This window comes from Janibacter melonis, assembly GCF_003721155.3.
Taxonomy (GTDB): domain Bacteria; phylum Actinomycetota; class Actinomycetes; order Actinomycetales; family Dermatophilaceae; genus Marihabitans; species Marihabitans melonis.
Window position 1 is genome coordinate 3,288,228 of record NZ_CP044548.2, and the last position, 25,680, is coordinate 3,313,907.

The window sequence follows — 25,680 nt, forward strand, 5'->3', positions numbered from 1 at the left end:
CCGGCGCCCCTAGGCTGCGCTCATGCGCCGACTCCTCATGATCGTCAACGACGCCGCGGGCACGAGCCAGGACGACGTCGTCGAGACGGCGCGGCAGGTGCTCGCCGAGCGGGCGCACGTCGACGTCGTGCGGACCTCGTCGATGGACGACCTCACGAGCGCCCTCGCCGCGCGCGAGGACGCCGAGGTCGTCGTCTGCGGGGGCGACGGGTCGCTGCACGCGGTGCTCACCGCCTTGTGCCTCGAGGACCGGCTCGACCCCGAGGACGACACCGCTCCGGTCGTCGGCCTCGTGCCCCTCGGCACGGGCAACGACTTCGCCCGGGCGGTCTCGATCCCCACCGACGTGCGGGCGGCGGCGGGCATCGTCCTCGACGGGCCGCTGCGCCCCATCGACGTCATCCGCGACGACGCCGACCGCGTGATCGTCAACGCGGTGCACGTCGGCGCCGGTGACGAGGCCGGGCGGCTCGCCAAGCCGTGGAAGGAGCGCCTCGGCAAGGTCGGCCTCGGCCCCCTCGGGTACGTCGTCGGCAGCGTCATGGCGGGCGCCCGCAAGGGAGGGTGGAAGCTGCGGGTCACCGTCGACGGCACGGTCGTCAGCGACGGGCAGACGCGACTCATGCAGGTCGGCATGGCGAACGGCACGAGCATCGGCGGGGGAGCCGAGCTCGCCCCAGGGGCGGCGCCGGGCGACGGCCTGGGCGACGTCGTCATCGCCGAGGCGCGCACCCGCGCCGAGCGGCTGCGCTACGCGCTGCGCCTGAAGTCCGGACGGCACGGGAGCCTCGAGGGCGTGCGCCGGCTGCGCGGATCCGAGGTGCGCGTCGAGTCGATGACCGGTCGCCACTTCGGGGTCAACGCCGACGGCGAGCTGCTCGACCCGGTGCTGCGCACGACGTGGCGCGTGCAGGCCGCGGCCTACCGCCTGCACGTGCCGGCCGGCGTCGAGCCGACGGTGCCCGACACGGAGCCGCCGGCGTGACGCCCGTGGGCTTCGACCCGGCCCGCGGCGCCGTGCTCGACGTCCTCACCACCGCGCCCGTGCGGCGTCGGCTCGAGCGCTCGGCGCCGCTCGTCGCCGCCCGCGACCGCTTCGTCGCCGGCCCGGAGGTCGACCAGGCGGTCGAGGTCGCCCTCGGCCTCGGCACGACCGGTCGGCGCGCCTCGATCCAGCCGTTGTGCCGCCCGGTGGTCGACGAGGCCACGCGCCGCGAGGCCCTCGCCCGGGCGCTCCAGGCGGTCGCTGCGGCCACCGCGGCGAAGGGGGACGCTCGCGCCACCTCTCCGCTCGGCGTCGTCCTCGTGCCCGCCGCCCTCGGCCTCGGGTCGCACCCGACGAGCACCGTGCGCTCCGCGCTCGAGGAGGTCGTCGGACGGGCTGCGGACGGCGGGGTCGGCGTCACCCTGCGGACCGCCGCGACCGAGCACGAGGACGACCTGCACGGGTGCGTCCAGGCGATGTGGGCCGCGAGCTCCCAGCCGCTCCCGCTGCGGGTCTCGGTGCTCGCCCGCCGTCATCGTGGCGAGCACGACTGCGCCCGGCTCAGCGACCTCGGCATCCCCGTGCGGCTCGTGCGCGGGGGACCGCGCGAGAGCGCCCGGACGGCGTGGTCGGACCGTCACGAGGCCGACCTGGCCTACGTGCGCTGCCTCAGCACGCTCATCGCCGCCGGCCCGCGCCCCATGGTCGCCACGCACGACCCGGCGCTGCTCGAGGTGACCGACGCGCTCGCCGAGCACCGCGGCCGGGCGCACGACATCGAGTACCAGATGTACCTCGGCGCCCAGCCCGAGCGGCAGGTCCTCGCCGCCGACGCCGGGCAGACCGTGCGCGTGCTCGTGCCCTACGGGCGCGAGTGGTACGACTACCTCGCCGACCTCGCGGAGCGCCCCGCGACGCTGCGCCGGCTCGTCGGGGTCCTCGGCGGGCAGGGGTGAGCGGGCCGCCACTACGCTGCCCGGGTGACTGAGCAGCGAAGTGCGGCCATCTACGGCGTCGGCTCGATGGGGGGCGCGATCCTCGACGGGCTGCTGTCCGCCCGCGACGCGCACGACCCCGAGGTCCTCGCCGTCGTCCGGCGTGCGGACCAGGCGGCCGAGCTCGACAGCCGGGACGGCGTCCGCGCGGTCGGCGCCGAGGAGGCCGCGGCGCAGGCCGACGTGCACCTCGTCACCGTCAAGCCCTACGACGTCCTCGACCTGCTGCGCCCGCTGCACGACGCGCTGCGCCCGGGGTCGGTCGTCGTGAGCCTCGCTCTGGGCATCAGCCTCGCGGACCTGCGCAGCGCCCTCCCCGACGGCGTGGCCGCGGTGCGCGGCATGCCGAGCACCCCGGCCCGCGTCGGTCAGGGGATGACCGTGCTGTCCGTGGGCGACGACGTCTCGGACGACCAGCTCGACGCGGTGCGCACGCTGCTCGCCCCCACGGGGCGCTCGGTCGTGCTGCCCGAGGCCCAGCAGGACGTCGCGACCGCGCTCTCCGGCTCGGCGCCGGCCTACTTCTACCTCGTCGTCGAGGCGCTCGTCGACGCCGGCGTCGCGGGCGGCCTGCCGCGGGCGACCGCGACCGACCTCGCCGTCCAGGCCGCGCTCGGCGCCGGGTCGATGATGCGCGAGAGCGACCTCGAGCCGGTGCTCCTGCGCGCCCAGGTGACCTCGCCGGGCGGGTCGACCGCAGCCGCCCTGCGCGAGCTCGAGGCGGGCGGCCTGCGCGAGACCTTCGCCCGGGCCGTGCGCGCCTGCACCGACCGCTCTGCCGGACGATGACGGTCCGGCGCACCCGCGAGGAGGACTGGGCCGACCTGCGCGCGCTGCGCCTGGCGATGTTGCTCGACTCGCCCCTCGCCTTCGGCAGCACCTACGCCCGCGAGCGCGACTACCCGGAGTCGCTGTGGCGCGAGCGTGCGGCCGGCACGACGTGGGTCGCGCACGAGACCGGGGCGACCGGCGACGTCCTGCCCGTGGGTCTGGTGACCCTGTGGCACGCCCCTGACCAGGCGCCGGACGAGAGCTGGCTCGTCGGCATGTGGGTGGCACCGCACGCCCGGGGGCGCGGGGTCGCCGACGAGCTCGTCGGCGCCCTCCTCGAGCACGCGCGGCGTGCCGGTCTGCAGCGGGTGCTCCTCGAGGTGGCGGAGGCGAACGCCCGTGCGGCGCGGGCGTACTCGCGCCTGGGCTTCGAGCCGACGGGGGAGAGCGGGGCGTCGCGCACGCACCCGCACATCTGCGAGATCACCATGGCGCACCGGCTCTCGCCGCCCGCCATGTGAACTTCCGGTGACTGCCCAGGCCCCCTTCGTCGCGGCATGACAGAGTAGGGCCCATGAGCGAGATCACCGTGCGCGCGCTGACCGAGGACGAGTGGGAGACCTACCGTCAGGTCCGTCTGGCCGCGCTCGAAGAATCTCCGGATGCCTTCGTCGCGACGCACGCCGAGGAGTCCGACGAGCCGGAGGACTTCTGGCGCGAGCGGATGACCCGCAGTCAGCGGCTGCTGGCCGAGGTCGACGGCGACGCCGTCGGCGTCGTGAGCCTGGGCGCCGCCCCGGAGTCCGGCTCCGACGAGGTCGGCCAGCTCTTCGGCCTGTGGGTCGACCCCGACTGGCGCGGTCGCAGCGTCGCCGCCTCGCTCGTGCGCGAGGCCGCGAAGGAGGCCACCGGCCGCGGTCTCACCCACGTCTTCTACTGGGTCGGCACGGACAACGCCCGCGCCGTCGCCTTCGCGAGCAGCTTCGGCTTCCGCCCCTCCGACAAGCGTCGTCCGATGCGCGTCCAGGGCGACAGCGAGGAGGAGATCGCCATGGTCCTCCCGCTCGGCGAGGACCGGGGCTGACGCCCCCTTCGCCCTCGTCGTCCCGCGTCGGCTGACGCGAGATCCCTATGGCCGTGCGGCCATCCGGTCGATGAGGGTCGTCGGGCCGCTGACGATGAGCGTGTCGCCGGAGTGCACCTTCGTGTCGGGCTTGGCGTAGGTGAAGTCCTCGCCCGGCGACTTCACGCCGACGACGGTCACGCCGTACTTGCTGCGGATCGCCGACTGCTCGAGCGTGAAGCCGATGGTCTCCTGCGGCGGGAGCATCTTGACGATGGCGAAGCCGTCGTCGAACTCGATGTAGTCGATGAGCTTGCCGCCGATGAGGTGAGCCGTCCGGCGCCCCGACTCGATCTCGGGGGAGAGGACCTGCTGCACGCCGATCCGGTCGAGGATGCGCGCGTGCTCTGGGCTCACCGCCTTCGCCCACACCTTCGGGCAGCCCGCGTCGATGAGGTTGACCGCGGCGAGCACCGAGGTCTCGACCGAGGACCCCACGCCGAGCACGGCGGCGGAGAAGTCCTGCGGGCGCAGCTCTTCGACGAAGCTCACCGACGTCGCGTCGCCCTGGACGATCTTGCCGACCCGTCCGAGGTAGGACTCGGCGAGCTCGTGGTCGAGCTCGACGGCGGTCACCCTGTTGCCGAGCCGGTGCAGCTCGGTGGCGACAGCGCCGCCGAAGCGACCCAGCCCGATGACGAGGATGTCCTCGTTGTGCAGCCGCAGCCTGCCCACGGCGTCCTCCGCTTCCATAGGTGCGTGATCCGGGCCGAGCCTAGTGCGGGTAGCGTGCCGCGCATGAGCACACAGGCGTGCGTGGTCTGGGGGCAGGACTTCACGCGGTACGACTTCGGCGTCGGTCACCCGATGGCGCCCCTGCGCATCGACCTCACGGCGCGGCTGGCCCGCTCCCTCGGCGTGCTCGACGACGTCGAGGTCATCGACCCCGGCGTCGCCGACGACGAGACCCTGCTGACGGTCCACGACCCCGCCTACGTGCGCCGGGTCGAGCAGCTCGCGGCCGACCCCTCGCTCGCCGACACCACCTTCGGCATCGGCACCGACGACGTGCCGGCCTTCGCCGGGATGCACGAGGCGAGCGCCCGGATCGTCGCCGGCACGCTCGCGGTCACGCAGCGGGTGTGGCGCGGAGAGGCCGAGCACGGGGTGAACTTCACCGGCGGCATGCACCACGCGATGCGCGACCGGGCCTCGGGCTTCTGCATCTACAACGACATCGCCGTCGCCATCCAGTGGCTGCTCGACCAGGGCGTCGAGCGGGTCGCCTACGTCGACGTCGACGTGCACCACGGCGACGGCGTGCAGGAGATCTTCTACGACGACCCGCGCGTGCTCACCTGCTCGGTGCACGAGTCCGGTCGCACGCTCTTCCCGGGCACCGGCTGGCCGGCCGACACCGGTGGCCCGGCCGCGGAGGGGAGCGCGGTCAACGTCGCGCTCCCGCCCGGCGTGCGCGACTCCCCGTGGCTGCGGGCGATCTCCTCGGCGATCATCCCCGTCGTGCGGGCCTTCCAGCCCCAGGTGCTCATCACCCAGCACGGCTGCGACACCCACGAGGCGGACCCGCTGTCGAACATGGCGCTCTCGCTCGACGCGCAGCGGCACGCGATGGTCCTCATGCACCGTCTCTCGCACGAGGTGAGCGAGGGGCGGTGGATCTCGCTCGGCGGCGGCGGCTATGACCTCGTCAGCGTCGTGCCCCGGGCCTGGACCCATCTCACGGCCATCGCGGCCCACGCCCCGGTCGACCCCGCGACGAGCGTCCCGCAGGAGTACGCGGAGCACGTGCTGCAGGTCGCCGGCTCGGAGCCGCCGCGCACGATGGGTGACCTGCCCGCGGGCGAGCTGCCCATCTGGGTGCAGCCGTGGTCGATGGGCTACAACCCGCACAGCGACGTCGACCGGGCGATCATGGCGACCCGCGAGGCCGTCTTCCCCGCGCACGGTCTCGACGTCTGGGTCGACTGACCGCCCGATCCCACCGGGACTTTCTCGGCGCTCCACGGCGTGTCGGGTGGACGTGGGCCCACCGATTTCTCACACCCACTTCCCAGCCGTCACATGTGCCCCTATGGTTACCCTGCACAGGACGTAGCCGTCCGTTGGTGACGTGCGCCAACGCTACGACCGTGCAGAGACCGAGGTGGCCACATGTCCGACGACCGACTCAGTGAGGTCCGATTCCTCACTGTTGCCGAGGTGGCCTCGATCATGCGGGTCTCGAAGATGACCGTCTACCGGATGGTCCACAACGGCGAGCTGCCCGCCGTGCGCGTCGGTCGCTCCTTCCGCGTCCCGCAGGACGCGGTCAACGACTACCTCGACTCCTCCTTCGTCGAGACCGCCTGAGCGAAGGGGGACCGGTCGCGGCCCCACGTTTGGGGCACGGAGCGGGGCCGGATAGGCTTGGCGACCGACTCTCACGACTACCGGTCGGCACGGCGTGCTGCAGCACATCGCGCGCCTGCACCGCCGCCGGCCGAGGAGCACCAGAGGTCGCCTCACGGCGGCCGACCGACCACGAAGGACGTTGCATGGGTTCTGTCATCAAGAAGCGCCGCAAGCGGATGGCGAAGAAGAAGCACCGCAAGCTGCTGCGCAAGACGCGTCACCAGCGCCGCAACAAGAAGTGAGCGCCCGAAGGGGCCCCGACCGCCGGTCGGGGCCCCTTCGCGCACCCGGCGTGGGACGACTCACGCAGCCCGTGCCCGCGCGCGGCGCACATCGTGGCGTGCCGCTGGTTACGCTCGACGCGTCGTCGACCAGAAGGAGTGATCCGTGGCGAGCACCGTGCTCATCACCGGGGTGTCCCGCCACCTCGGAGGCGCCTACGCCCGCCGGCTGAGCGCGGAGGAGTCCGTCGGGCGGATCATCGGCGTCGACGTCGTGCCCCCGCGCCACGGCATCGGCCGGGCCGAGTTCGTCCGGGCCGACATCCGCAGCCCCCTCATCGCGCGGATCATCGCCGACCACGACGTCGACACGGTCGTGCACATGGCGGTCATCGCCACCCCGGCGGCGAGCGGCGGGCGCACGACGCAGAAGGAGATCAACGTCATCGGGACGATGCAGCTCCTCGCGGCCTGCCAGAAGGCGCCCGCGCTGCGTCGTCTCGTCGTGAAGTCGACGGCGGCGATCTACGGGTCGAGCCCGAAGGACCCCGCGATGTTCCGCGAGGAGTACTCGGCACGCCGGCTGCCCTCCGGGGGCTGGGGCCGTGACTCGGTCGAGGTCGAGGGCTACGTGCGGGGCTTCGCCCGCCGCCGCCCCGACGTCGAGATCACCATGCTGCGCTTCGCCAACGTCATCGGGCCCCGGGTGCGCACGGCGATGACCGACCACTTCTCGCTGCCGGTCGTCCCGCTGCCGCTGGGCTACGACGCGCGTCTGCAGTTCGTCCACGAGGACGACGTCACCGACGCCCTCGCGCACGCCGTGACCGCACCCGCCGTCGGCAGCGTCAACATCGCCGGCGACGGGATCATCACCGCCAGCCAGGCCGCGAACATCGCCGGTCGCCCCTTCGTCCCCGTGCCCCGCATCGGCACCGGTCTCGTCGCGGGGGCGCTCCAGCGCGCCGGGGTCGTCGACGCGAGCGTCGACCAGCTCGACCTGCTCGCCTTCGGGCGCGGTCTCGACACGACGAAGATGCGCCGCGAGCTGCACTTCGAGCCGCGGTACACGACGCGAGAGGCCTTCGAGTCCTTCGCGCAGACCCTGCGGCACCGGATGGTGCTGCCCGGCGGGGGCACCCGCTCGAGCTGGCGGGCCGCCGAGGCCGCCGAGCGCGCCATGTCCGTGATCGACCGCCCCGGGAAGAAGGACTGATGGCGCAGCGCACACCGTCGAGCACGACGAAGAAGACCGCGCGGGCTGCGACGCCCGCGAGGAGCGCGACGAAGACGGCGGCGACGAAGGCCGGCACGCGGAAGACCGCCGCCGCGAAGAAGACCACCGCGAAGAAGGCCACCGCGCAGAAGACCACCGCGAAGAAGACCACCGCGAAGAAGGCGTCGACCACGAAGACCGCCGCCCCGCGCTCCGCGGTCGCCGCGGCGGCCGAGCGCGCCGGCGGCGAGCGGGCCCGACGCCGCTCGACCCCCCTGCTCGCCGGCAGCGAGACGACGGCGCCCCCGACGAAGAAGACCACCGCGTCGTCGGCCTCGCGCCCGACCGCCTCCCGCCGGGCGAGCCGCCCGGCCGCCGCGGTCGGCGGCTCCGCCCCGACGTCAGGGACGACGAAGGGGGCGTCGCGACCGGCCCGCACGACGCGCAGCACCACCCGCGCCGCGGGCGCCCCGGCCCTGCGCGTCGTCGACGGCGAGGGCACGGGCACCCGTCGCCCCCGGCGCACGACCACCCCGAGGCCGCGCGTGGCCACCGCGCCGACGACCCCTTCGCCCGCGTCGGCACCCGCCGAGGGCACCCCGAGCAGCGGCACCGCGCTCGCCCCGGGCGTCGCCGAGCTGCTCTCCGTCGCGCTCTCGGCCGGCCAGGTCGCGTCGCGCACCATCGGCGGGGCGGTGAGCAACGCGGCGGGCGAGGAGTGGGAGCGCCGACTCGGCGAGGTCCTGTCCTTCCTGCGCCGCCGGGTCCAGGGCGACTACAGCGTCGACGACTTCGGCTTCGACGAGGACTTCACCCTGCACACCGCCTTCCCGGTGCTGCGCCTGCTCAAGGACCGGTGGTTCCGCGTCGAGGTCCGCGGCATCGAGAACATCCCGGCCACGGGCGGCGCGCTCGTCGTCTCCAACCACTCCGGCACCATCGCCCTCGACTCGGTGATGACCCAGCTGGCGATCCACGACGCGCACCCGCAGCACCGCTTCCTGCGCATGCTCGGGGCCGACCTCGTCTTCGCGCTGCCCGTCGTCGGCGACTTCGCGCGCAAGACCGGCGCGACGCTCGCGACGAACCCGGACGCGGAGCGCCTCATGACCTCTGGCGAGCTCGTCGGGGTGTGGCCCGAGGGCTTCAAGGGCGTCGGCAAGCCCTTCCGCGAGCGCTACAAGCTGCAGCGCTTCGGCCGGGGCGGCTTCGTCGCGGCGGCGATCCGCAGCGAGGTGCCGATCATCCCGTGCTCGGTCGTCGGGGCCGAGGAGATCTACCCGATGGTCGGCAACGCCAAGACCCTCGCCCGGCTGCTCGGCGCGCCGTACGCACCGATCACGCCGACCTTCCCGCTCCTCGGCCCGCTCGGCCTCGTGCCGCTGCCGAGCAAGTGGATCATCGAGTTCAGCCCGCCGGTCGACACCGCGAGCCTCGGTCCCGCGGCCGCCGACGACCCCGCGCTCGTCTTCGACCTCACCGACCAGGTGCGCGAGACGATCCAGCAGACGCTGTACTCGGTGCTCATGACCCGTCGCTCGGTCTTCTTCTGATGGCCTGGGCTCCTGCCGGTCGCCTGGCCGTCGTCACCCGTGAGGGGTGCCAACTGTGCGTCGTCGCGCTCGAGACCGTGCGCCGGGTCGCCGCCGAGCACGACCTCGACGTCGAGGTCGTCGACGTCGACCGCGACCCCGAGCTGCTCGCCCGCTACTCGGAGGAGGTCCCCGTGACCTTCGTCGACGGGGCGCAGCACGACTACTGGCGGGTCGACGAGACCCGCCTCCGGGCGGCCCTCGAGCGGTCCTGACGGGCCCGAAGGGGGAGCCCGCCCACCCCTTCGGGCGTGGCCGCGACCACGGGTCGTCGCGACTTTGTGCAAATGTTCACAAGCCGTTAGCCTGAGTTGGTCGCCGCTCGCGCCACCTGTGCTCGCGGCGCAGAGAGGAGCAGCGAGTCGATCGTGACCGCCACCAGCGCAGCCAAGCGCGGGATCCCCGACGCGACCGTGGCGCGCCTGCCCGGGTACCTCAGGGCACTCGACGGGCTCGTGGCGCAGGGCGTCGGCTCGGTCTCCTCGGAGGAGCTCGCGACGAGCTCGGGGGTGAGCAGCGCGAAGCTGCGCAAGGACCTCAGCCACCTCGGCTCCTACGGCGTGCGCGGCGTCGGCTACGACGTCGGCCACCTGCGCTACCAGATCTCGCGGGCCCTCGGCCTCACCCAGGACTGGCCGGTCGCCATCATCGGCATGGGCAACCTCGGCCGCGCGCTCGCCTCGTACGGCGGCTTCGCGCCCCAGGGCTTCACCGTCGTCGCCGTCCTCGACCGCGACCCCGCGCTCGTCGGCCAGCGGGTGGGCGACCTCGTCGTGCAGCCGATGGAGGTGCTGCCGAGCCTCACCGAGGGCGGCCAGGCCGCGATCGGCGTCATCGCCGCCCCCGCCGCCTCCTCGCAGGACGTTGCCGACCAGCTCGTCGCCGCCGGCTTCTCCTCGATCCTCAACTTCGCCCCCGGCGTGATCTCGGTGCCCGACCACGTGCAGGTCCGCAAGGTCGACCTCGCGACCGAGCTGCAGATCCTCGCCTACCACGAGCAGCGCCGCACCAGCCCCGGTGCCGACCTGGAGGTCGCCCGATGAGCACCGTCGTCTTCGGTCTCAACCACCACCGCACGCCCATCCAGCTGCTCGAGCGGGTCTCGCTCGGCCAGGACGTCGCGGCCCGGCTCACGGAGTCGGCCCTCGAGAGCCCGGACATCAGCGAGGTCGTCGTCGTCTCGACGTGCAACCGCACCGAGGTCTACGCGGAGGTCAGCGCCTTCCACGGCGCCGTCGCCGATCTCACCACCGCCCTCACCGGTGTCACCGGGGTCACCCAGGACGACCTCGTCGAGCACCTCGAGCTCCAGTACGGCGAGGCCGCCGTCGCCCACGTCTTCAACGTCGCCGCCGGGCTGGACTCCATGGCCGTCGGCGAGGCCCAGATCGTCGCGCAGCTGCGCGACGCGCTCGCCGTCGGGCAGGACAGCGGCGCGGCCGGCCCGGCCCTGAACCACCTGCTCCAGCAGGCCCTGCGCACGGGCAAGCGCGTGCGCACCGAGACCGGCCTGGACCGCGTCTCACGCTCCCTCGTCGAGGTCGGTCTCGAGCTCGCCCGTGACCTGCTCGGCGCGGTCGAGGGGCTCGACGTGCTCGTCGTCGGGGCGGGCTCGATGAGCTCGCTCGCCGCGACGACCGCCTCGCGCCTCGGCGCCGGCTCGATCACCGTTGTCAACCGCACGCACGAGCGGGCCGTCTCGCTCGCCGCCCGGCTCGACGCGCAGGCCCGCCCGATCGCCGAGATCGAGGCCGCCCTCGCCCAGGCCGATGTCGTCATCTCGTGCACCGGCTCGACCGGTCTCGTCGTCGACCTCGCCGCCGCCGCCGACGCGCAGGTCGCCCGCTCCGGTCGCGCGCAGGTCTACCTCGACCTCGCGATGCCCCACGACGTGGCCGCCGAGGTCGGCGGGCTGCGCGGTGTCACCCGTCTCGGGCTCGCCGAGCTCGGCCAGGCCCTCGGCCGCGGCACCGAGCTGCCCGAGGTGAGCGCCGCGCGCGGTGTCGTCGCCGACGCCGTGCACCGCCACCTCAGCGACCGCGCCGCGCAGGTCGCCGCCCCGACGGTCACCGCGATCCGCGCCGCGGCCGCCGAGGTCGTCACCCGTGAGCTCGAGCGGGTCGACCAGCGCACGCCCGACCTCACCGACGCCGAGCGCGCCGAGGTCCACCTCGCCATCCACCGGGTCGTCGAGAAGCTCCTCCACCGCCCGACGGTGCGGGTCAAGGAGATGGCCATCGACGGGCGCATCGTCGAGTACGAGGACGCGATCCGGGCCCTCTTCGACCTGCACGGGAGCGAGCTGTCGTGACCTTGCGGATCGGGACCCGTCGCAGTGCCCTCGCGACGACGCAGACCGGCCACGTCGCCGACGCGCTGCGCGCGGCCGGGCACGACGTCGAGATCGTCGAGATCACGACGGAGGGTGACGTCACGAGCGCTCCGCTGAGCCTGCTCGGCGGCACCGGGGTCTTCGCCTCCGCGCTGCGCCACGCCCTGCGCGACGGCCGGGTCGACGTCGCCGTGCACTCCCTCAAGGACCTGCCGACCGCACCCGAGCAGGGCCTGACCATCGCCGCGATCCCGCCCCGGGTCGACCCCCGCGACAGCCTCGTCGCCCGCGACGGGCTCACCCTCGGCGAGCTGCCGGAGGGCTCGGTCGTCGGCACCGGCTCGCCCCGTCGCCGGGCCCAGCTCGCGGCCCTCGGCCTCGGTCTCGAGTTCCGCGACATCCGGGGCAACGTCGGGCGCCGCCTGGACATGGTCGGGCGCGAGGTCGACGCGGTCGTCCTCGCCGCCGCCGGGCTCACCCGTCTGGGCATGACCGACGTCGTCACCGAGCACCTCGACCCCATCCAGATGCTCCCCGCGCCGGGCCAGGGCGCCCTCGCCGTCGAGTGCCGCGAGGACGACGAGGCGACGATCGCGGCCCTCGCGCCGCTCGACGACCCGGACACCCGCGCGGCCGTCACCGCCGAGCGCGCCCTCCTCGCCCGTCTCGAGGCCGGCTGCGCCGCGCCGGTCGGGGCCCTGGCCGAGGTCGTCGATGACGTCGACGGCGCGGTGATCTCCATGCGCGCCGTCGTCGCCTCGCTCGACGGCGAGCACGACCTGCGGCGCTCGCTGACCGGCCCGGCCCACGAGGCCGATCGCATCGGGCGCGAGCTCGCCGAGATCTTCCTGGCGGACGGCGCCGGCGACGTCGCCGACGTCGGGCCGACCACCCCTTCGTCCACCGACCACCCCACCAGCTCCACGGAGAGTGCACAGTGAGCCCCCGCGCAACCCAGCCGCCCGACCCCGCCAGCGCCGCCTCGCGACGCCCCGCGAGCGTCACCTTCGTCGGGGCCGGGCCCGGCGACCCCTCGCTGCTCACCCTCGCCGCGGTGCGTCACCTCGGTCGGGCCGACGCGGTGATCATCGACACCTCCGCCCGCGACGACCTCGTCGCCGCGCACCTGCCCGAGGGCGTCGAGGTCGTCGACGCCGGTCACGGCGAGCACGGTCAGCAGCTGACCCACGCCTCCCGCGCCAAGCTCGTCGTGCGGACCGCGAAGGCCCACAAGGGCGGCCACGTCGTGCGGCTCATGGACGGCGACCCCGCGACCTTCAACGGCCTCGCCGAGGAGGCCAAGGCCCTGGCCAAGGCCGGCATCGACTACGAGGTCGTGCCGGGCGTCTCCGCGGTGAGCGCCGTGCCCACCTACGCCGGCGTCCCCCTCACCACCGGCGCGGCGACGAGCATCCACGTCGTCTCGGTGACGAGCGGCCGGGTCCCCGACCTGTCCGGCTCTGTCGCGCCCGACGTCACCGTCGTGCTGCTCGGCACCCCCGACAACCTCGGCGCCGCCCTCGTCGCGCTGCGCGAGAGCGGTCGCCCCGAGACGACGTCGGTCGCCGTCACCGAGCGTGGCACGACGACCCGTCAGGCCACCGTCACCGGCACCCTTGCCGACGCGCCCGGTCTGCTCGCCGGTCTCGAGGTCCCGGCGCTGGCGATCGTCGGCCCGCCCGTCGACCTGCGCGAGCAGCTGTCGTGGTTCGAGACCAAGCCGCTCTTCGGCTGGCAGGTGCTCGTGCCGCGCACGAAGGAGCAGTCCGGCTCGATGCAGGAGCGCCTGTGCGACTACGGCGCGACGAGCGAGGTCGTGCCGACGATCTCCGTCGAGCCGCCGCGCACCCCGCAGGCCATGGAGCGCGCCGTGCGCGGCATGGTCACCGGCCGCTACGAGTGGGTCGGCTTCACCTCGGTCAACGCCGTGCGCGCCGTGCGCGAGAAGTTCGAGGAGATCGGGCTCGACGCCCGTGCCTTCTCCGGTCTGAAGATCGCGGCCGTCGGCGGCACGACCGCCCAGGCCCTGCTCGACTGGGGGCTCGTCGCCGACCTCGTCCCCGAGGGCGAGATGTCCGCGGCCGGTCTGCTCGCCGAGTGGCCGCCGTACGACGAGGTGCTCGACCCGATCAACCGGGTCTTCCTGCCCCGCGCCGACATCGCGACCGACACGCTCGTCGCCGGGCTGCAGGACATGGGCTGGGAGGTCGACGACGTCACGGCCTACCGCACCGTGCGCGCCGCCCCGCCGCCCGCGCCGATCCGCGACGCGATCAAGGCCGGCGCCTTCGACGCCGTCGCCTTCACGTCGTCGTCGACGGTGCGCAACCTCATCGGCATCGCCGGCAAGCCGCACCCGAGCACCGTCGTCGCGTGCATCGGCCCCGCGACCGCGAAGACCGCCGAGGAGCTCGGGCTGCGCGTCGATGTCGTCGCGAGCGAGGCCAGCGCCATCACCCTCGTCGACGACCTCGCCGAGCACGCTCGCGGCCTCATCGCGGCGGCTGTCGCCGACGGCGAGCCCGTGCGCCGTCCGAGCGAGCGCGTGCAGTCCACGTCGCGGCGCCGGGCCAAGGCGAAGGGATGAGCGCCCCCTCCGGGGAGGTCGACCCGATCCTCGTGCGGCCGCGCCGGCTGCGCGTCTCGTCCCCGATGCGCCGCCTCGTCGCCGAGCACCGGCTGCACCCGGCCGACCTCGTCCTGCCCGCCTTCGTGCGCGAGGGCATCGACGCCCCGGTCGAGATCTCGAGCATGCCCGGGGTGCAGCAGCACACGCTCGACAGCCTCGTCGAGCTCGCCCGTGAGTGCGTCGCCGCCGGCATCGGCGGGATCATGCTCTTCGGCGTGCCCGAGCACAAGGACGCCCGGGGCTCGGGCGCCGACGACCCCGAGGGCATCCTCAACGTCGCGACCCGCGCGGTCGTCGACGCGGTCGGCGACTCCCTCGTCGTCATGACCGACCTCTGCCTCGACGAGTTCACCGACCACGGCCACTGCGGGGTGCTCGCCCACGGCCCGGACGGCTCCGTCGTCGTCGACAACGACGCGACCCTCGAGCGCTACGCCGACATGGCCCTCGCCCAGGCCCGCGCCGGCAGCCACGTCCTCGGCATGTCCGGGATGATGGACGGCCAGGTCGGCTTCGTGCGCGGGGTCCTGGACCGCGAGGGCCTGACCTCCGTGTCGATCCTCGCGTACTCGGCGAAGTACACCTCGGCTCTCTACGGGCCCTTCCGCGAGGCCGTGCAGTCCTCGCTGACCGGTGACCGGGCGACCTACCAGCAGGACCCGGCGAACGCGACGGAGTCGGTGCGCGAGCTCGAGCTCGACATCGCCGAGGGCGCCGACATCGTCATGGTCAAGCCGGCCGGCCCGCACCTCGACGTCATCGCCGCCGCCGCGGCGATGTCGCCCGTGCCCGTCGCCGCCTACCAGATCTCCGGCGAGTACAGCCAGCTCGTCGCCGCGGCCGAGCGCGGCTGGATCGAGCGCGAGCGCAGCATCATGGAGTCCGTCATGCACATCCGACGGGCGGGCGCGGGCATCGTGCTCACGTACTTCGCCCTCGAGGTGGCGGACGTGCTGCGTCGCGACTTGGCATGATGCGCAGATGAGCCCGGCCCGAGACCCCTGGCTGCGCCACGACGAGCAGCTGGCGTGGCGGGCCTACCTGCGCGGGTCGCGGCTGCTCGAGGAGGCGCTCGACGACGACCTCGGCGGCACCTGTCAGCTCACCGAGTACGAGCTCATCTCCATGCTCTCCGAGGCGCCCGGGCGCCGGATGCGGATGTCCGAGCTCGCCGACACGATCATCCAGTCGCGCAGCCGCGTCACCCACACCGCCAGCCGTCTCGAGCGCCGAGGGTGGGTGCGGCGCGAGCGCTCGCACGACGACGGCCGCGGTGTCGACATCATGCTCACCGATGCGGGCATGCGTGCCCTCCTCGAGCTCGCCCCGAGGCATGCCGCCTCGGTGCGCGCGCGGCTCGTCGACGTCCTCGACCACGAGCAGCTCATGGTGCTCGGCGAGGCGATGGCCGCGATCCGTGACCACCTCGCGCCGGACCACCACGAGATCGGCATCGACGACTGAGCGAGCGGCACCCCGCAGCCGTGCGTCGTCGTCCGTGGGCAAGACTGGGGGCATGAGCGACACGAGCCAGTCCGCCGCACTCTTCGAGCGCGCCCGGGCGGTGACGCCGGGCGGGGTCAACTCTCCCGTGCGCGCCTTCCGCGGCGTCGGCGGCACCCCGCGCTTCGTCGCCTCGGCGAAGGGGGCCTGGCTCACCGACGTCGACGGCACGCGCTACGTCGACCTCATCAGCAGCTGGGGGCCGATGATCCTCGGTCACGCGCACCCGGACGTCCTCGACGCCGTCGCGCAGACCGCGTCCCGTGGTTTTTCCTTCGGCACGCCGAGCGAGAACGAGGTCGCCCTCGCCGAGGAGATCGTCGCGCGGGTCGAGCCGCTGGAGCAGGTGCGTCTCGTGAGCAGCGGCACCGAGGCGACGATGTCGGCGCTGCGCCTCGCGCGCGGGGCCACCGGTCGCAGCGCGGTCGTGAAGTTCGCCGGCTGCTACCACGGGCACGTCGACGCCCTCCTCGCCCACGCGGGCTCGGGGGTGGCCACCTTCGCCCTGCCGGACTCCGCCGGGGTGCCGGCGAGCGCGGCGGGGGAGACCATCGTCCTGCCGTACAACGACCTCGCCGCCGTCGAGGCCGCCTTCGCCGAGCGCGGCGAGGAGATCGCGGCGGTCATCACCGAGGCCGCCGCCGGCAACATGGGGGTCGTGCCGCCCGCTCCCGGCTTCACCGAGGGCCTGCGTCGGATCACCGCCGCGCACGGCGCGCTGCTCATCAGCGACGAGGTGATGACCGGCTTCCGCTGCAGCCCGTCGGGCTGGTACGGCCACGAGACCCGCGCCGGGGGAGAGCACCCCGGCGGCTACCCGTCCGGCGCCCCCGACCTCTTCACCTTCGGCAAGGTCATGGGCGGCGGCTTCCCCGCAGCGGCCTTCGGCGGCCGGGCCGACCTCATGGCCCAGCTCGCGCCCGACGGGCCGGTCTACCAGGCGGGCACCTTGTCGGGGAACCCCGTCGCGACGGCCGCCGGCCTGGCGACCCTGCGCGGGTGCACCCCGTCGCTCTACGAGCACCTCGCCGAGGTGTCGCAGACGATCGGGGCGGCCGCGTCCGACGCGCTGACGCAGGCGGGCGTGCCCCACACCCTCCAGCGGGCCTCGTCGATGTTTTCGATCTTCTTCACCGACGGCCCGGTCGAGCGGTACTCCGACGCGCAGGGCCAGGACACGGCCGCCTTCGGACGCTTCTTCCACGCGATGCTCGACGCCGGGGTGCACCTGCCCCCGAGCGCCTACGAGTCGTGGTTCGTCAGCGGTGCCCACGACGACGAGGCCGTCGAGACCGTCCTCGCGGCCCTCCCCGGGGCGGCCCGGGCAGCGGCAGCGGGCTGAGCCGGCGAATTACGCGCTACCGGCGTTGCTCATTACACGTCGGTAACCGGGGATTTGTCACACCGCGACGGGCGTCACCGGGTCCGTGAGCCCGCTCACGTCGGGGTATCTTGACGCCGTGGCTTCTTCGACAACGCACGCGCCGGCGCAGCGGGGGGTGACCCGCTCCACCATCGGCCTGAAGATCATGATGGCGGTCTCGGGGATCGTCTTCGTGCTGTACGTCCTCCTGCACATGTACGGCAACCTCAAGGTGCTCGCCGGGCAGCAGGCCTTCGACGAGTACGCGCACCACCTGCGCACCTTCGGCGAGCCGATGCTGCCCTACGGCGGTCTGCTGTGGCTCGTTCGTGTCGTGCTCATCGTGGCTCTCGTCGCCCACGCCTACTCCGCCTTCGCGCTGTGGAAGCGCGCGAGCGCCGCGCGACCGCAGCGCTACGCGGTGCGAAAGGCCGTCAGCTCCTCGCTGGCCAGCCGCACGATGCGCTGGGGCGGGGTGGCGCTGCTGCTCTTCGTCGTCTTCCACCTCATCCACTTCACGCTCGTCAAGCCGAACTTCAACAGCTCGGCCGACGCGGCGGCGATCAAGGACAGCCCCTTCGTCATGGTGTCCGCGAGCTTCTCGCTGCTGTGGGTCGTCGCGATCTACACGCTGGCGATGATCGCGCTCGGGATGCACCTCTTCCACGGCGTGTGGAGCGCCCAGCAGACCCTCGGCCTCACGAGCAGCGTCGCGGCGCGGGCCCGGGCCAAGACGATCGCCGCCGTGCTGGCCGCGCTCGTCGTCGTCGGGTTCCTCATCCCGCCCTTCTACCTCTACTTCACGAACCTCTGACCGGGGGAGAGACCCACACACCATGACTGACCTCATCGACGGCCTGTACCGCACCGGCGAGCCCATCGCCGACACGAAGGCCCCCGACGGTCCCATCGAGACCCGCTGGGAGCGTCACCAGTTCAGCAACAAGCTCGTCAACCCGGCCAACCGCCGCAAGCTCTCCGTCATCATCGTCGGCACCGGTCTGGCCGGCGCGTCCGCCGGGGCGACCCTCGGCGAGGCCGGCTACCACGTGAAGTCCTTCTGCTACCAGGACTCCCCGCGCCGTGCGCACTCGATCGCGGCCCAGGGCGGGATCAACGCGGCGAAGAACTACAAGGGCGACGGCGACTCCGTCTACCGGCTCTTCTACGACACGGTCAAGGGCGGTGACTACCGCGCCCGCGAGAACAACGTCTACCGCCTGGCCGAGGTCAGCCCGAACATCATCGACCAGTGCGTCGCCCAGGGTGTCCCCTTCGCCCGCGAGTACGGCGGCCTGCTCGACAACCGCTCCTTCGGCGGCGTCCAGGTCTCCCGCACCTTCTACGCCCGCGGCCAGACCGGTCAGCAGCTGCTCATCGGGGCCTACCAGGCCCTCGAGCGCCAGATCGCCAAGGGCACCGTGGAGATGTACAACCGCCACGAGATGCTCGAGCTCGTCGTCGTCGACGGCAAGGCCCGCGGCATCATCGCGCGCGACATGGTCACCGGCGAGATCGAGACCCACCTCGCCGACGCGGTCGTCCTCGCCAGCGGCGGCTACGGCAACGTCTTCTACCTCTCGACCAACGCGATGGGCTCCAACGTCACCGCCGCGTGGCGAGCCCACCGCAAGGGCGCCCACATGGCCAACCCCTGCTACACGCAGATCCACCCGACGTGCATCCCGCAGCACGGCACGAAGCAGTCGAAGCTGACCCTCATGTCGGAGTCGCTGCGCAACGACGGCCGGATCTGGGTCCCCAAGGACGCGGCGGACTGCGACAAGGACCCCCGCGACATCCCCGAGGAGGACCGCGACTACTACCTCGAGCGGATCTACCCCTCCTTCGGCAACCTCGTGCCCCGCGACATCGCCTCGCGCCAGGCCAAGAACATGTGCGACGAGGGCCGCGGCGTCGGCCCGTCGGTCACCGAGGTCGGCCCGGACGGCGAGGAGCGCCAGGTCCGCCGCGGCGTCTACCTCGACTTCGCCGAGGCCATCTCGCGCCTGGGCCGTGACGCGGTCGAGAGCAAGTACGGCAACCTCTTCGACATGTACGCCCGGATCACCGGCGAGGACCCGTACGAGACCCCGATGCGGATCTACCCGGCCGTCCACTACGTCATGGGCGGGCTGTGGGTCGACTACGACCTCGAGTCGACGATCCCCGGTCTCTTCGTCACCGGCGAGGCCAACTTCTCCGACCACGGTGCGAACCGTCTCGGCGCCTCCGCGCTCATGCAGGGGCTGGCCGACGGCTACTTCGTCCTGCCGAACACCATCCGCAACTACCTCGCCGACGGGCCCTACCAGCCGATCACCGAGGACTCCCCGGAGGTCGTCGAGGCCCGGGCCGACGTCGAGCGACGCATCCAGCACTTCCTCAGCTGCGACGGCGAGCGCACCGTGGACTCGATCCACCGCGAGCTCGGCGCGATCATGTGGGAGTACTGCGGCATGGAGCGCACGGAGGAGGGCCTGAAGAAGGCGATCGGCCTCATCCGGGACCTCAAGCACCAGTTCTGGACCAACGTCAAGGTCCTGGGCACCAACGAGCAGCTCAACCAGAGCCTCGAGAAGGCCGGCCGCGTCGCCGACTTCCTCGAGCTCGGCGAGCTCATGTGCATCGACGCGCTGCACCGCCGCGAGTCCTGCGGCGGTCACTTCCGCGCCGAGTCGCAGACGGAGGACGGCGAGGCCCTGCGTCACGACGACGAGTACGCCTACGTGGCGGCGTGGGAGTACGCCACCCGGGGCGACGACACCGATCTCGAGCCGGTCCTGCACAAGGAGGACCTCGTCTACGAGTTCATCGAGATGAAGCAGCGGAGCTACAAGTAATGCGACTGACACTGAAGATCTGGCGCCAGGCCGGCCCGCAGGACAAGGGCGGCTTCGAGACCTACACGGTCGACGAGATCTCCGAGGACATGAGCTTCCTCGAGATGCTCGACGAGCTCAACGAGCAGCTGCAGGACGCCGGCCAGGAGCCGGTGGCCTTCGACAGCGACTGCCGTGAGGGCATCTGCGGCATGTGCGGCCTGATGATCTCGGGCCAGGCGCACGGGCCGGAGGTCACGACGACCTGCCAGCTGCACATGCGCAGCTTCCGCGACGGCGAGGAGATCACCGTTGAGCCGTGGCGGGCCTCGGCCTTCCCGGTGATCCGCGACCTCGTCGTCGACCGCGGGGCCTTCGACCGCATCATCCAGGCCGGCGGCTTCATCTCCGTCGACACCGGCGCGGCTCCCGACGCCGCCGCGACCCAGGTCCCGAAGGTCCAGGCCGACCGGGCCTTCGACTCCGCGACCTGCATCGGCTGCGGCGCCTGCGTCGCCGCCTGCCCCAACGCGTCGGGGATGCTCTTCCTCGGCTCGAAGATCACCCACCTCGGCGAGCTGCCGCAGGGCCAGGCCGAGCGCAGCGCGCGCGTCGTCGACATGGTCGCCCAGCACGACCACGAGGGGTTCGGCGGGTGCACGAACATCGGCGAGTGCGCGGCCTCCTGCCCCAAGGAGATCCCGCTCGACGTCATCTCGCAGCTCAACAAGGACCTGCGGGTCGCGTCGCGCGCGCGTCGCTGACGACGATGAGCCGGCGCACGGTGGTGGTGCTCGCTGCGGCGGGCGCCACCACCGTCGTGCTCTCCGCGTGCTCCGTCCTCGGCGGCGGGGGCCCCCAGGCCGAGCCGACCTACGTCGCCCCGTCGACGACGACGACGGCCCCGAGCGCGGACACGGCGCCGGTCGGCCAGCAGCCCGCGACCCTGCCCCTGGCCAGCCAGGTCCTCGAGAGCGCGAAGAGCAACGCCCAGGAGGGAGGGGCGAGGTCGGTGACGATCTCCGCCGTCTACCCTCTCGCGGAGGACCTCGGCGTCGAGGGACCGATGACGGTCCGCAGCAGCGGGAGCACGGGCGGCAACAGGAGCGAGCTGACGATCTCGATGCCCGACGGCTCCTCGCTCGAGCAGCGCGACCTCGGCAACGGCGAGCTCTACCTGCGCCTCGAGGACGGCGACGTCCGCAAGCCCTTCGACATCGACCTGCAGTCGCAGCTCGTGCGCAACGAGGGCCGGTGGGTGCGGACGTACAGCCAGAAGCGATACGTCGAGGCGTACACCCCGAACCGCGTCATCCGGGACAGCTTCCTCGCCGGCGAGCTCGAGAAGCAGGACATGCGCTACGCCATCCTCGACCAGCGCGAGCTCGACGGCGAGCAGGTGTACGGCGTGCTCGTCCGCCCGGCGACCGACGAGACCAAGGACGTCGTCCGCACGGTGTGGGTGACGAAGGACGCCCCCTACCGCTTCCTGCGCTACGAGACCGGAGACGTGCAGACGCGCACGAGCATCGTCTTCTCGAAGTGGGGCACGACCCCGCTGCCCTCGGAGCGTCCCAAGGACGCGAAGAAGGTCGACTTCTCCGACCTGTGAGATGTCGACCACCCTCAGGGGTGAGTCTGGACAAACCCGGGACGTGGGGCGAGAGGTCCACGTATCGTCACGGGGTCGAGCACCTGAGGCAGGAGGGCGGCCCCGTGACCCCGACAGACATCTCCTCTGCGCGCCACGCGCCGCTGTCACCGCGCATGCGCGAGATCGTCGACGCCGGGATCGAGGTCACCGCGCGGGGCGGTCTGCGCGGTCTGACGCACCGGGCGGTCGACGCGGAGGCGGGCCTGCCGCCGGGCAGCACGTCGAGCTACCTGCGCACCCGGCTCGCCCTCACCGTGGCGGTCACCGAGCGGGTCATGGCGATCTTCGACGAGAGCGTCACCGGTCTGGCGCACCGTCTCGACGCGCGTCCTCTCACCGACGAGCAGGTCGTCGGCGAGGTCATCGAGCTCTTCGCGAGCTGGCTGGCCCACCCCGCGCTCCTCCTCGCCCGCCAAGAGCTCGCGGCCGAGGCCAACCGGCATCCCGAGGTCGCCCGGGTCGTGTGCCCGGCCCGGGACACGACCGAGCAGCTCATCGCCGTCATGCTCGAGCGGCTCGGCGCCCCGCAGCCCGAGGTCCGCGCGCGGGCCGTCCTGGCCGCGGGCGAAGGGGTGCTCAGCGCGGCGATGTCCTACCCCGAGGACATCCGCGGCGACTACGCCCGCACCGTCATGCGCACGATCGTCGAGGCCTTCGCGGCGACCGAGCGCTCGCTGCGCGCGGTCTGAGGCGCCCCCCTTCGCCTAGACGGCCACCCGCCGTCCGGCCCGTCGGCGGCGCAGCCGCAGCCAGGCCCGGGCGACCCACCAGACCATCACGGCGAGCACGACGAGCACGACGACGACGAGCACCGGCGCGAAGACCGCGAGCAGGCTCACGGTGATCGCGGCGCCGTCCTCGGCGGTCGAGACCACCGGGGCTCCCAGGCCCGCGGTGCCGGCGTTGACGACGGGGCGGGCGGCCGCCTTCGTGCCGTGCACGACGGCGGCGACGACGATGCCCAGGACGACGCCGACCCAGGGGTTCTCCTGCATGAAGGCCGAGCCGTCGAGGTCCTGGGCGCTCGCGGCCGCGGCACCCATGAGCCCGCCCATCCCGGGGCGGATGGCGGTCTGGACGGCGTCGTTGAGCGAGTCCACCGCAGGGATCTTGTCGAGCGTCATCTCGGTGAGCAGGAGCACCGCGCCGATGCCGATCGCCCACCACGACTGCATCCACTCCCAGCCCGCCGGGAGGGCGACGACGTCGGTGAAGCGCGCGAGCAGGGCCATGACGAGGAAGGGGACGTAGGCGTTGAGCCCGGCGGCCGCGGACAGCCCCATGCCGGTGAGAGCAGCGATCACGAGGTCACCTCGAGGTCGGGCGGCACCTGTGCGGTCCCGCGTCTGGTGCCAGAACGCTACGCGCAGACGGCGTCATCCCGGGGGAGGGGCGCCGCCTAGGATTGCCGTCATGAAGGTCCTCTCCGCTGTCGCCTGGCCCTACGCGAACGGCCCCCGGCACCTCGGCCACGTCGCCGGTTTCGCCGTCCCGTCCGACGTCTTCAGCAGGTACATGCGCATGGCGGGGCACGACGTGCTCATGGTGAGCGGCTCCGACGAGCACGGCACCCCGATCCTCGTCCTCGCCGACAAGGAGGGCACGACGGCCCGCGACCTCGTCGACCGCAACCACGCGATCATCGCGGGCGAGCTCACCGACCTCGGCTGCTCCTACGACCTGTACACCCGCACGACGACGGCCAACCACACGGCGGTCGCCCAGGAGCTCTTCGAGCGCTGCTGGGAGAACGGCTACATGGTCGAGCAGACCCAGAAGGGGGCGATCTCGCCGTCGACCGGGCGCACCCTGCCCGACCGCTACATCGAGGGCACCTGCCCGATCTGCGGCTACGAGGACGCCCGCGGCGACCAGTGCGACAACTGCGGGAACCAGCTCGAGCCCGAGGACCTCATCTCGCCGCGCAGCAAGATCGACGGCGAGACCCCGCAGTTCGTCGAGACGCAGCACTTCTTCCTCGACCTCCCCGCGCTCGCCGACTCCCTGCGGGCCTGGCTCGAGGAGCGCGAGGCGTCGGGCACGTGGCGCCCGAACGTCATCAAGTTCAGCCTCAACATCCTCGAGGACATCCGTCCGCGCGCGATGACGCGTGACATCGACTGGGGCATCCCGGTGCCGCTCGACGGCTGGCGCGACAACCCGAGCAAGCGGCTCTACGTGTGGTTCGACGCGGTCGTCGGCTACCTCTCGGCGTCGGTGGAGTGGGCGCGCCGCATCGGCGAGCCCGAGCGGTGGCGCGAGTGGTGGGTCGACGGCGCGGTCCCCGACGCCCAGGAGTCGTACTACTTCATGGGCAAGGACAACATCACCTTCCACTCCCAGATCTGGCCCGCCGAGCTCCTCGCGTACGCCGGCCGGGGGACGAAGGGGGGAGAGCCCGGGGACTTCGGCGTGCTCAACCTGCCGACGGAGGTCGTCTCCAGCGAGTACCTCACGATGGAGGGCAAGCAGTTCTCCACCTCGCGCGGGTACGTCATCTACATCCGCGACGTCCTCGAGAAGTACGGCCCGGACGCGATCCGGTACTACATCTGCGCGGCCGGCCCGGAGAGCCAGGACGCGAACTTCACCTGGGCCGACTTCGTCCAGCGCAACAACTCCGAGCTCGTCGCCGGCTGGGGCAACCTCGTCAACCGCACCGCGTCGATGATCGCCAAGAGCTTCGGCGAGATCCCTGCGCCGGGCGCCCTCGAGCCGGTCGACGAGGCGATCCGCGAGCGCACGCTCGCCGCCTTCGACGAGGTCGGCTCGCTGCTCGAGCGCCAGCGGATCAAGGCCGCGGTCGCCGCCGCGATGCGCGCCGTCGGCGAGGTCAACAAGTACGTCACGGACACCGAGCCCTTCCGGCTCAAGGGCGAGGACCAGCGCGAGCGGCTCGCGACGGTGCTGCACACGCTCGTGCAGTGCGTGAGCGACCTCAACACGATGCTCGCGCCGGTCCTGCCGCACTCGTCGAACGTCGTCCACGGCGTCATCGGCGGCGAGGGCGCCTTCATGCCGATGCCCGAGCTGCGCGAGGTCACGGGTCTCGACGCCGGCGACGAGGGTCGCACCTACCCGGTGATCACGGGTGAGTACAGCTCGACCCCCGCGTGGGGGTCCCGGCCGGTGCGCGTGGGAGCCCCGGTCGCCAAGCCGACCCCGGTCTTCACCAAGCTCGACGAGTCGGTGGTCAGCGAGGAGCTCGCCGAGGTCGAGGGCACCTGAGCCCGATGGCCCCTCACGACCGCTCGCACGGCGAGCCCGCGCCCGTCCCCGACCCGCTCCCGGTGCCCGTCGTCGACAACCACACGCACCTCGACATCGTCCGCGACGACCTGCCGGAGCCGCTCGTGGCCGACGGGCACGAGCGCGTCGCCGGGGCGTTCGCGCTCGCGGCGAGCGTCGGCGTGGACCGCGTCGTGCAGGTGGGGTGCGACCTCGAGAGCGCCCGCTGGACGGTGTCGGTCCTCGACGACCACCCGGCGATGCTCGGCGCCGTCGCCCTGCACCCCAACGAGGCTCCTCGCCTCGCGGCCCAGGGCGCGCTCGCCGAGGCCCAGGCCGAGATCGAGGCGCTCGCCGCCCACCCCCGCGTCCGGGCGATCGGCGAGACCGGGCTCGACTACTTCCGCACCGGCGAGGACGGGGTGGCTGCGCAGCACGACTCCTTCCGCTGGCACATCGACCTGGCCAAGCGCACCGGCAAGGCCCTGCAGATCCACGACCGCGACAGCCACGACGACGTCCTGCGCATCCTCGCCGAGGAGGGCGCGCCCGAGCGCACCGTCCTGCACTGCTTCAGCGGTGACGTCGCGATGGCCCGCGAGTGCGCGGAGCGGGGCTACTACCTCTCCGTCGCCGGGACCGTGACCTTCAAGAACGCCCGGGGCCTGCGCGACGCGGTCGCGATCACCCCGCTCGACCGGCTCCTCGTCGAGACCGACGCGCCTTATCTCACCCCGTCGCCCTACCGCGGGTCGGCCAACGCCAGCTATCTCGTGCCGCACACCGTGCGGCGGATGGCCGACCTGCTCTCGGTGGACGTCGCGACCCTCTGCGCGACCCTCTCGGACACCTCGGAGACGGTCTACGGACCCTGGTGAGGTGGCCGTTCGTCGC

At 72.8% G+C, this 25,680-nt stretch carries 27 protein-coding genes; 25 read left to right on the plus strand and 2 right to left on the minus strand.

The window, feature by feature from the left end:
• The first annotated feature begins 22 nt into the window (after positions 1-22).
• From EEW87_RS15825 to EEW87_RS15845, 5 genes are read left to right on the plus strand one after another with little or no spacing between them, the layout of a single operon-like run.
• The gene (locus EEW87_RS15825) at positions 23-985 is read left to right on the plus strand and encodes a diacylglycerol/lipid kinase family protein (protein WP_123091274.1); all 963 of its coding nucleotides are present in this window, start codon (positions 23-25) and stop codon (positions 983-985) included.
• The gene (locus EEW87_RS15830) at positions 982-1,941 is read left to right on the plus strand and encodes a proline dehydrogenase family protein (RefSeq protein WP_148041540.1); all 960 of its coding nucleotides are present in this window, start codon (positions 982-984) and stop codon (positions 1,939-1,941) included. The genes EEW87_RS15825 and EEW87_RS15830 overlap by 4 nt, the downstream gene beginning before the upstream one ends.
• Before the next feature lie 24 nt (positions 1,942-1,965).
• Complete coding sequence (gene proC / locus EEW87_RS15835) at positions 1,966-2,769, plus strand: pyrroline-5-carboxylate reductase (protein ID WP_205473747.1); 804 nt, start codon at positions 1,966-1,968, stop codon at positions 2,767-2,769.
• Complete coding sequence (locus tag EEW87_RS15840) at positions 2,766-3,272, plus strand: GNAT family N-acetyltransferase (protein ID WP_123091271.1); 507 nt, start codon at positions 2,766-2,768, stop codon at positions 3,270-3,272. The genes proC and EEW87_RS15840 overlap by 4 nt, the downstream gene beginning before the upstream one ends.
• Before the next feature lie 53 nt (positions 3,273-3,325).
• Positions 3,326-3,835 carry a GNAT family N-acetyltransferase gene (locus tag EEW87_RS15845; protein ID WP_123091270.1) on the plus strand — a complete coding sequence of 170 codons (510 nt, stop codon included), beginning with the start codon at positions 3,326-3,328 and terminating at the stop codon, positions 3,833-3,835.
• Positions 3,836-3,880: 45 nt separating this feature from the next.
• Here EEW87_RS15845 and EEW87_RS15850 read toward each other — a convergent pair whose 3' ends face one another.
• On the minus strand, positions 3,881-4,567 hold the full coding sequence (locus EEW87_RS15850; protein WP_068273113.1) for a potassium channel family protein: 687 nt from the start codon (positions 4,565-4,567) through the stop codon (positions 3,881-3,883).
• Between the two features lie 45 nt (positions 4,568-4,612).
• Here EEW87_RS15850 and EEW87_RS15855 point away from each other — a divergent pair, with 45 nt between their 5' ends.
• From EEW87_RS15855 to EEW87_RS15940, 18 genes are all read left to right on the plus strand, one after another.
• The gene (locus tag EEW87_RS15855; protein ID WP_123091566.1) at positions 4,613-5,803 is read left to right on the plus strand and encodes an acetoin utilization protein AcuC; all 1,191 of its coding nucleotides are present in this window, start codon (positions 4,613-4,615) and stop codon (positions 5,801-5,803) included.
• Between the two features lie 183 nt (positions 5,804-5,986).
• On the plus strand, positions 5,987-6,184 hold the full coding sequence (locus tag EEW87_RS15860; protein WP_068273117.1) for a helix-turn-helix domain-containing protein: 198 nt from the start codon (positions 5,987-5,989) through the stop codon (positions 6,182-6,184).
• Between the two features lie 185 nt (positions 6,185-6,369).
• A complete protein-coding gene (locus EEW87_RS15865; RefSeq protein WP_003792170.1) occupies positions 6,370-6,468 on the plus strand; it encodes a 30S ribosomal protein bS22 in 99 nt (32 codons plus the stop codon).
• A gap of 145 nt (positions 6,469-6,613) precedes the next feature.
• Entirely contained in the window at positions 6,614-7,663 is a 1,050-nt protein-coding gene (locus EEW87_RS15870) for an NAD-dependent epimerase/dehydratase family protein (protein ID WP_123091269.1), read from the plus strand.
• Positions 7,663-9,216, plus strand: a complete 1,554-nt coding sequence (locus EEW87_RS15875) for a lysophospholipid acyltransferase family protein (protein ID WP_123091268.1) — start codon at positions 7,663-7,665, stop codon at positions 9,214-9,216. Before EEW87_RS15870 ends, EEW87_RS15875 begins: the two co-directional genes overlap by 1 nt.
• The gene (locus EEW87_RS15880; protein ID WP_123091267.1) at positions 9,216-9,470 is read left to right on the plus strand and encodes a glutaredoxin family protein; all 255 of its coding nucleotides are present in this window, start codon (positions 9,216-9,218) and stop codon (positions 9,468-9,470) included. Before EEW87_RS15875 ends, EEW87_RS15880 begins: the two co-directional genes overlap by 1 nt.
• A gap of 153 nt (positions 9,471-9,623) precedes the next feature.
• Positions 9,624-10,298 (plus strand): redox-sensing transcriptional repressor Rex, encoded by a 675-nt coding sequence (locus EEW87_RS15885; protein WP_123091266.1) that lies wholly within the window; start codon positions 9,624-9,626, stop codon positions 10,296-10,298.
• Entirely contained in the window at positions 10,295-11,566 is a 1,272-nt protein-coding gene (locus EEW87_RS15890) for a glutamyl-tRNA reductase (RefSeq protein ID WP_123091265.1), read from the plus strand. The genes EEW87_RS15885 and EEW87_RS15890 overlap by 4 nt, the downstream gene beginning before the upstream one ends.
• The gene (gene hemC / locus EEW87_RS15895; protein WP_123091264.1) at positions 11,563-12,528 is read left to right on the plus strand and encodes a hydroxymethylbilane synthase; all 966 of its coding nucleotides are present in this window, start codon (positions 11,563-11,565) and stop codon (positions 12,526-12,528) included. Before EEW87_RS15890 ends, hemC begins: the two co-directional genes overlap by 4 nt.
• Complete coding sequence (locus EEW87_RS15900) at positions 12,525-14,174, plus strand: bifunctional uroporphyrinogen-III C-methyltransferase/uroporphyrinogen-III synthase (RefSeq protein WP_123091263.1); 1,650 nt, start codon at positions 12,525-12,527, stop codon at positions 14,172-14,174. Before hemC ends, EEW87_RS15900 begins: the two co-directional genes overlap by 4 nt.
• On the plus strand, positions 14,171-15,190 hold the full coding sequence (hemB, locus tag EEW87_RS15905) for a porphobilinogen synthase (RefSeq protein ID WP_123091262.1): 1,020 nt from the start codon (positions 14,171-14,173) through the stop codon (positions 15,188-15,190). Before EEW87_RS15900 ends, hemB begins: the two co-directional genes overlap by 4 nt.
• 7 nt (positions 15,191-15,197) lie before the next feature.
• A complete protein-coding gene (locus EEW87_RS15910) occupies positions 15,198-15,680 on the plus strand; it encodes a MarR family winged helix-turn-helix transcriptional regulator (protein ID WP_123091261.1) in 483 nt (160 codons plus the stop codon).
• Positions 15,681-15,732: 52 nt separating this feature from the next.
• Positions 15,733-17,061, plus strand: a complete 1,329-nt coding sequence (hemL, locus tag EEW87_RS15915) for a glutamate-1-semialdehyde 2,1-aminomutase (RefSeq protein ID WP_123091260.1) — start codon at positions 15,733-15,735, stop codon at positions 17,059-17,061.
• 118 nt (positions 17,062-17,179) lie between these two features.
• Positions 17,180-17,896, plus strand: coding sequence for a succinate dehydrogenase cytochrome b subunit (locus EEW87_RS15920; protein WP_123091259.1), 717 nt, complete (start codon positions 17,180-17,182; stop codon positions 17,894-17,896).
• 22 nt (positions 17,897-17,918) lie between these two features.
• On the plus strand, positions 17,919-19,925 hold the full coding sequence (locus tag EEW87_RS15925) for a fumarate reductase/succinate dehydrogenase flavoprotein subunit (protein ID WP_123091258.1): 2,007 nt from the start codon (positions 17,919-17,921) through the stop codon (positions 19,923-19,925).
• Positions 19,925-20,668, plus strand: a complete 744-nt coding sequence (locus EEW87_RS15930; protein ID WP_123091257.1) for a succinate dehydrogenase/fumarate reductase iron-sulfur subunit — start codon at positions 19,925-19,927, stop codon at positions 20,666-20,668. The genes EEW87_RS15925 and EEW87_RS15930 overlap by 1 nt, the downstream gene beginning before the upstream one ends.
• A 5-nt stretch (positions 20,669-20,673) precedes the next feature.
• Entirely contained in the window at positions 20,674-21,516 is an 843-nt protein-coding gene (locus tag EEW87_RS15935) for a hypothetical protein (protein WP_123091256.1), read from the plus strand.
• 104 nt (positions 21,517-21,620) lie between these two features.
• A complete protein-coding gene (locus EEW87_RS15940; RefSeq protein WP_123091255.1) occupies positions 21,621-22,247 on the plus strand; it encodes a TetR/AcrR family transcriptional regulator in 627 nt (208 codons plus the stop codon).
• A 15-nt stretch (positions 22,248-22,262) separates the two neighbouring features.
• Here EEW87_RS15940 and EEW87_RS15945 read toward each other — a convergent pair whose 3' ends face one another.
• A complete protein-coding gene (locus EEW87_RS15945) occupies positions 22,263-22,862 on the minus strand; it encodes a DUF4126 domain-containing protein (RefSeq protein ID WP_068273149.1) in 600 nt (199 codons plus the stop codon).
• Positions 22,863-22,971: 109 nt separating this feature from the next.
• On the opposite strand from EEW87_RS15945, the gene metG reads away from it, so the two are divergent.
• Both metG and EEW87_RS15955 read left to right on the plus strand, forming a co-directional pair.
• Entirely contained in the window at positions 22,972-24,786 is a 1,815-nt protein-coding gene (gene metG, locus EEW87_RS15950) for a methionine--tRNA ligase (protein WP_123091254.1), read from the plus strand.
• Positions 24,787-24,791: 5 nt separating this feature from the next.
• The gene (locus tag EEW87_RS15955; RefSeq protein WP_123091253.1) at positions 24,792-25,664 is read left to right on the plus strand and encodes a TatD family hydrolase; all 873 of its coding nucleotides are present in this window, start codon (positions 24,792-24,794) and stop codon (positions 25,662-25,664) included.
• The last annotated feature ends 16 nt before the right edge of the window (positions 25,665-25,680 follow it).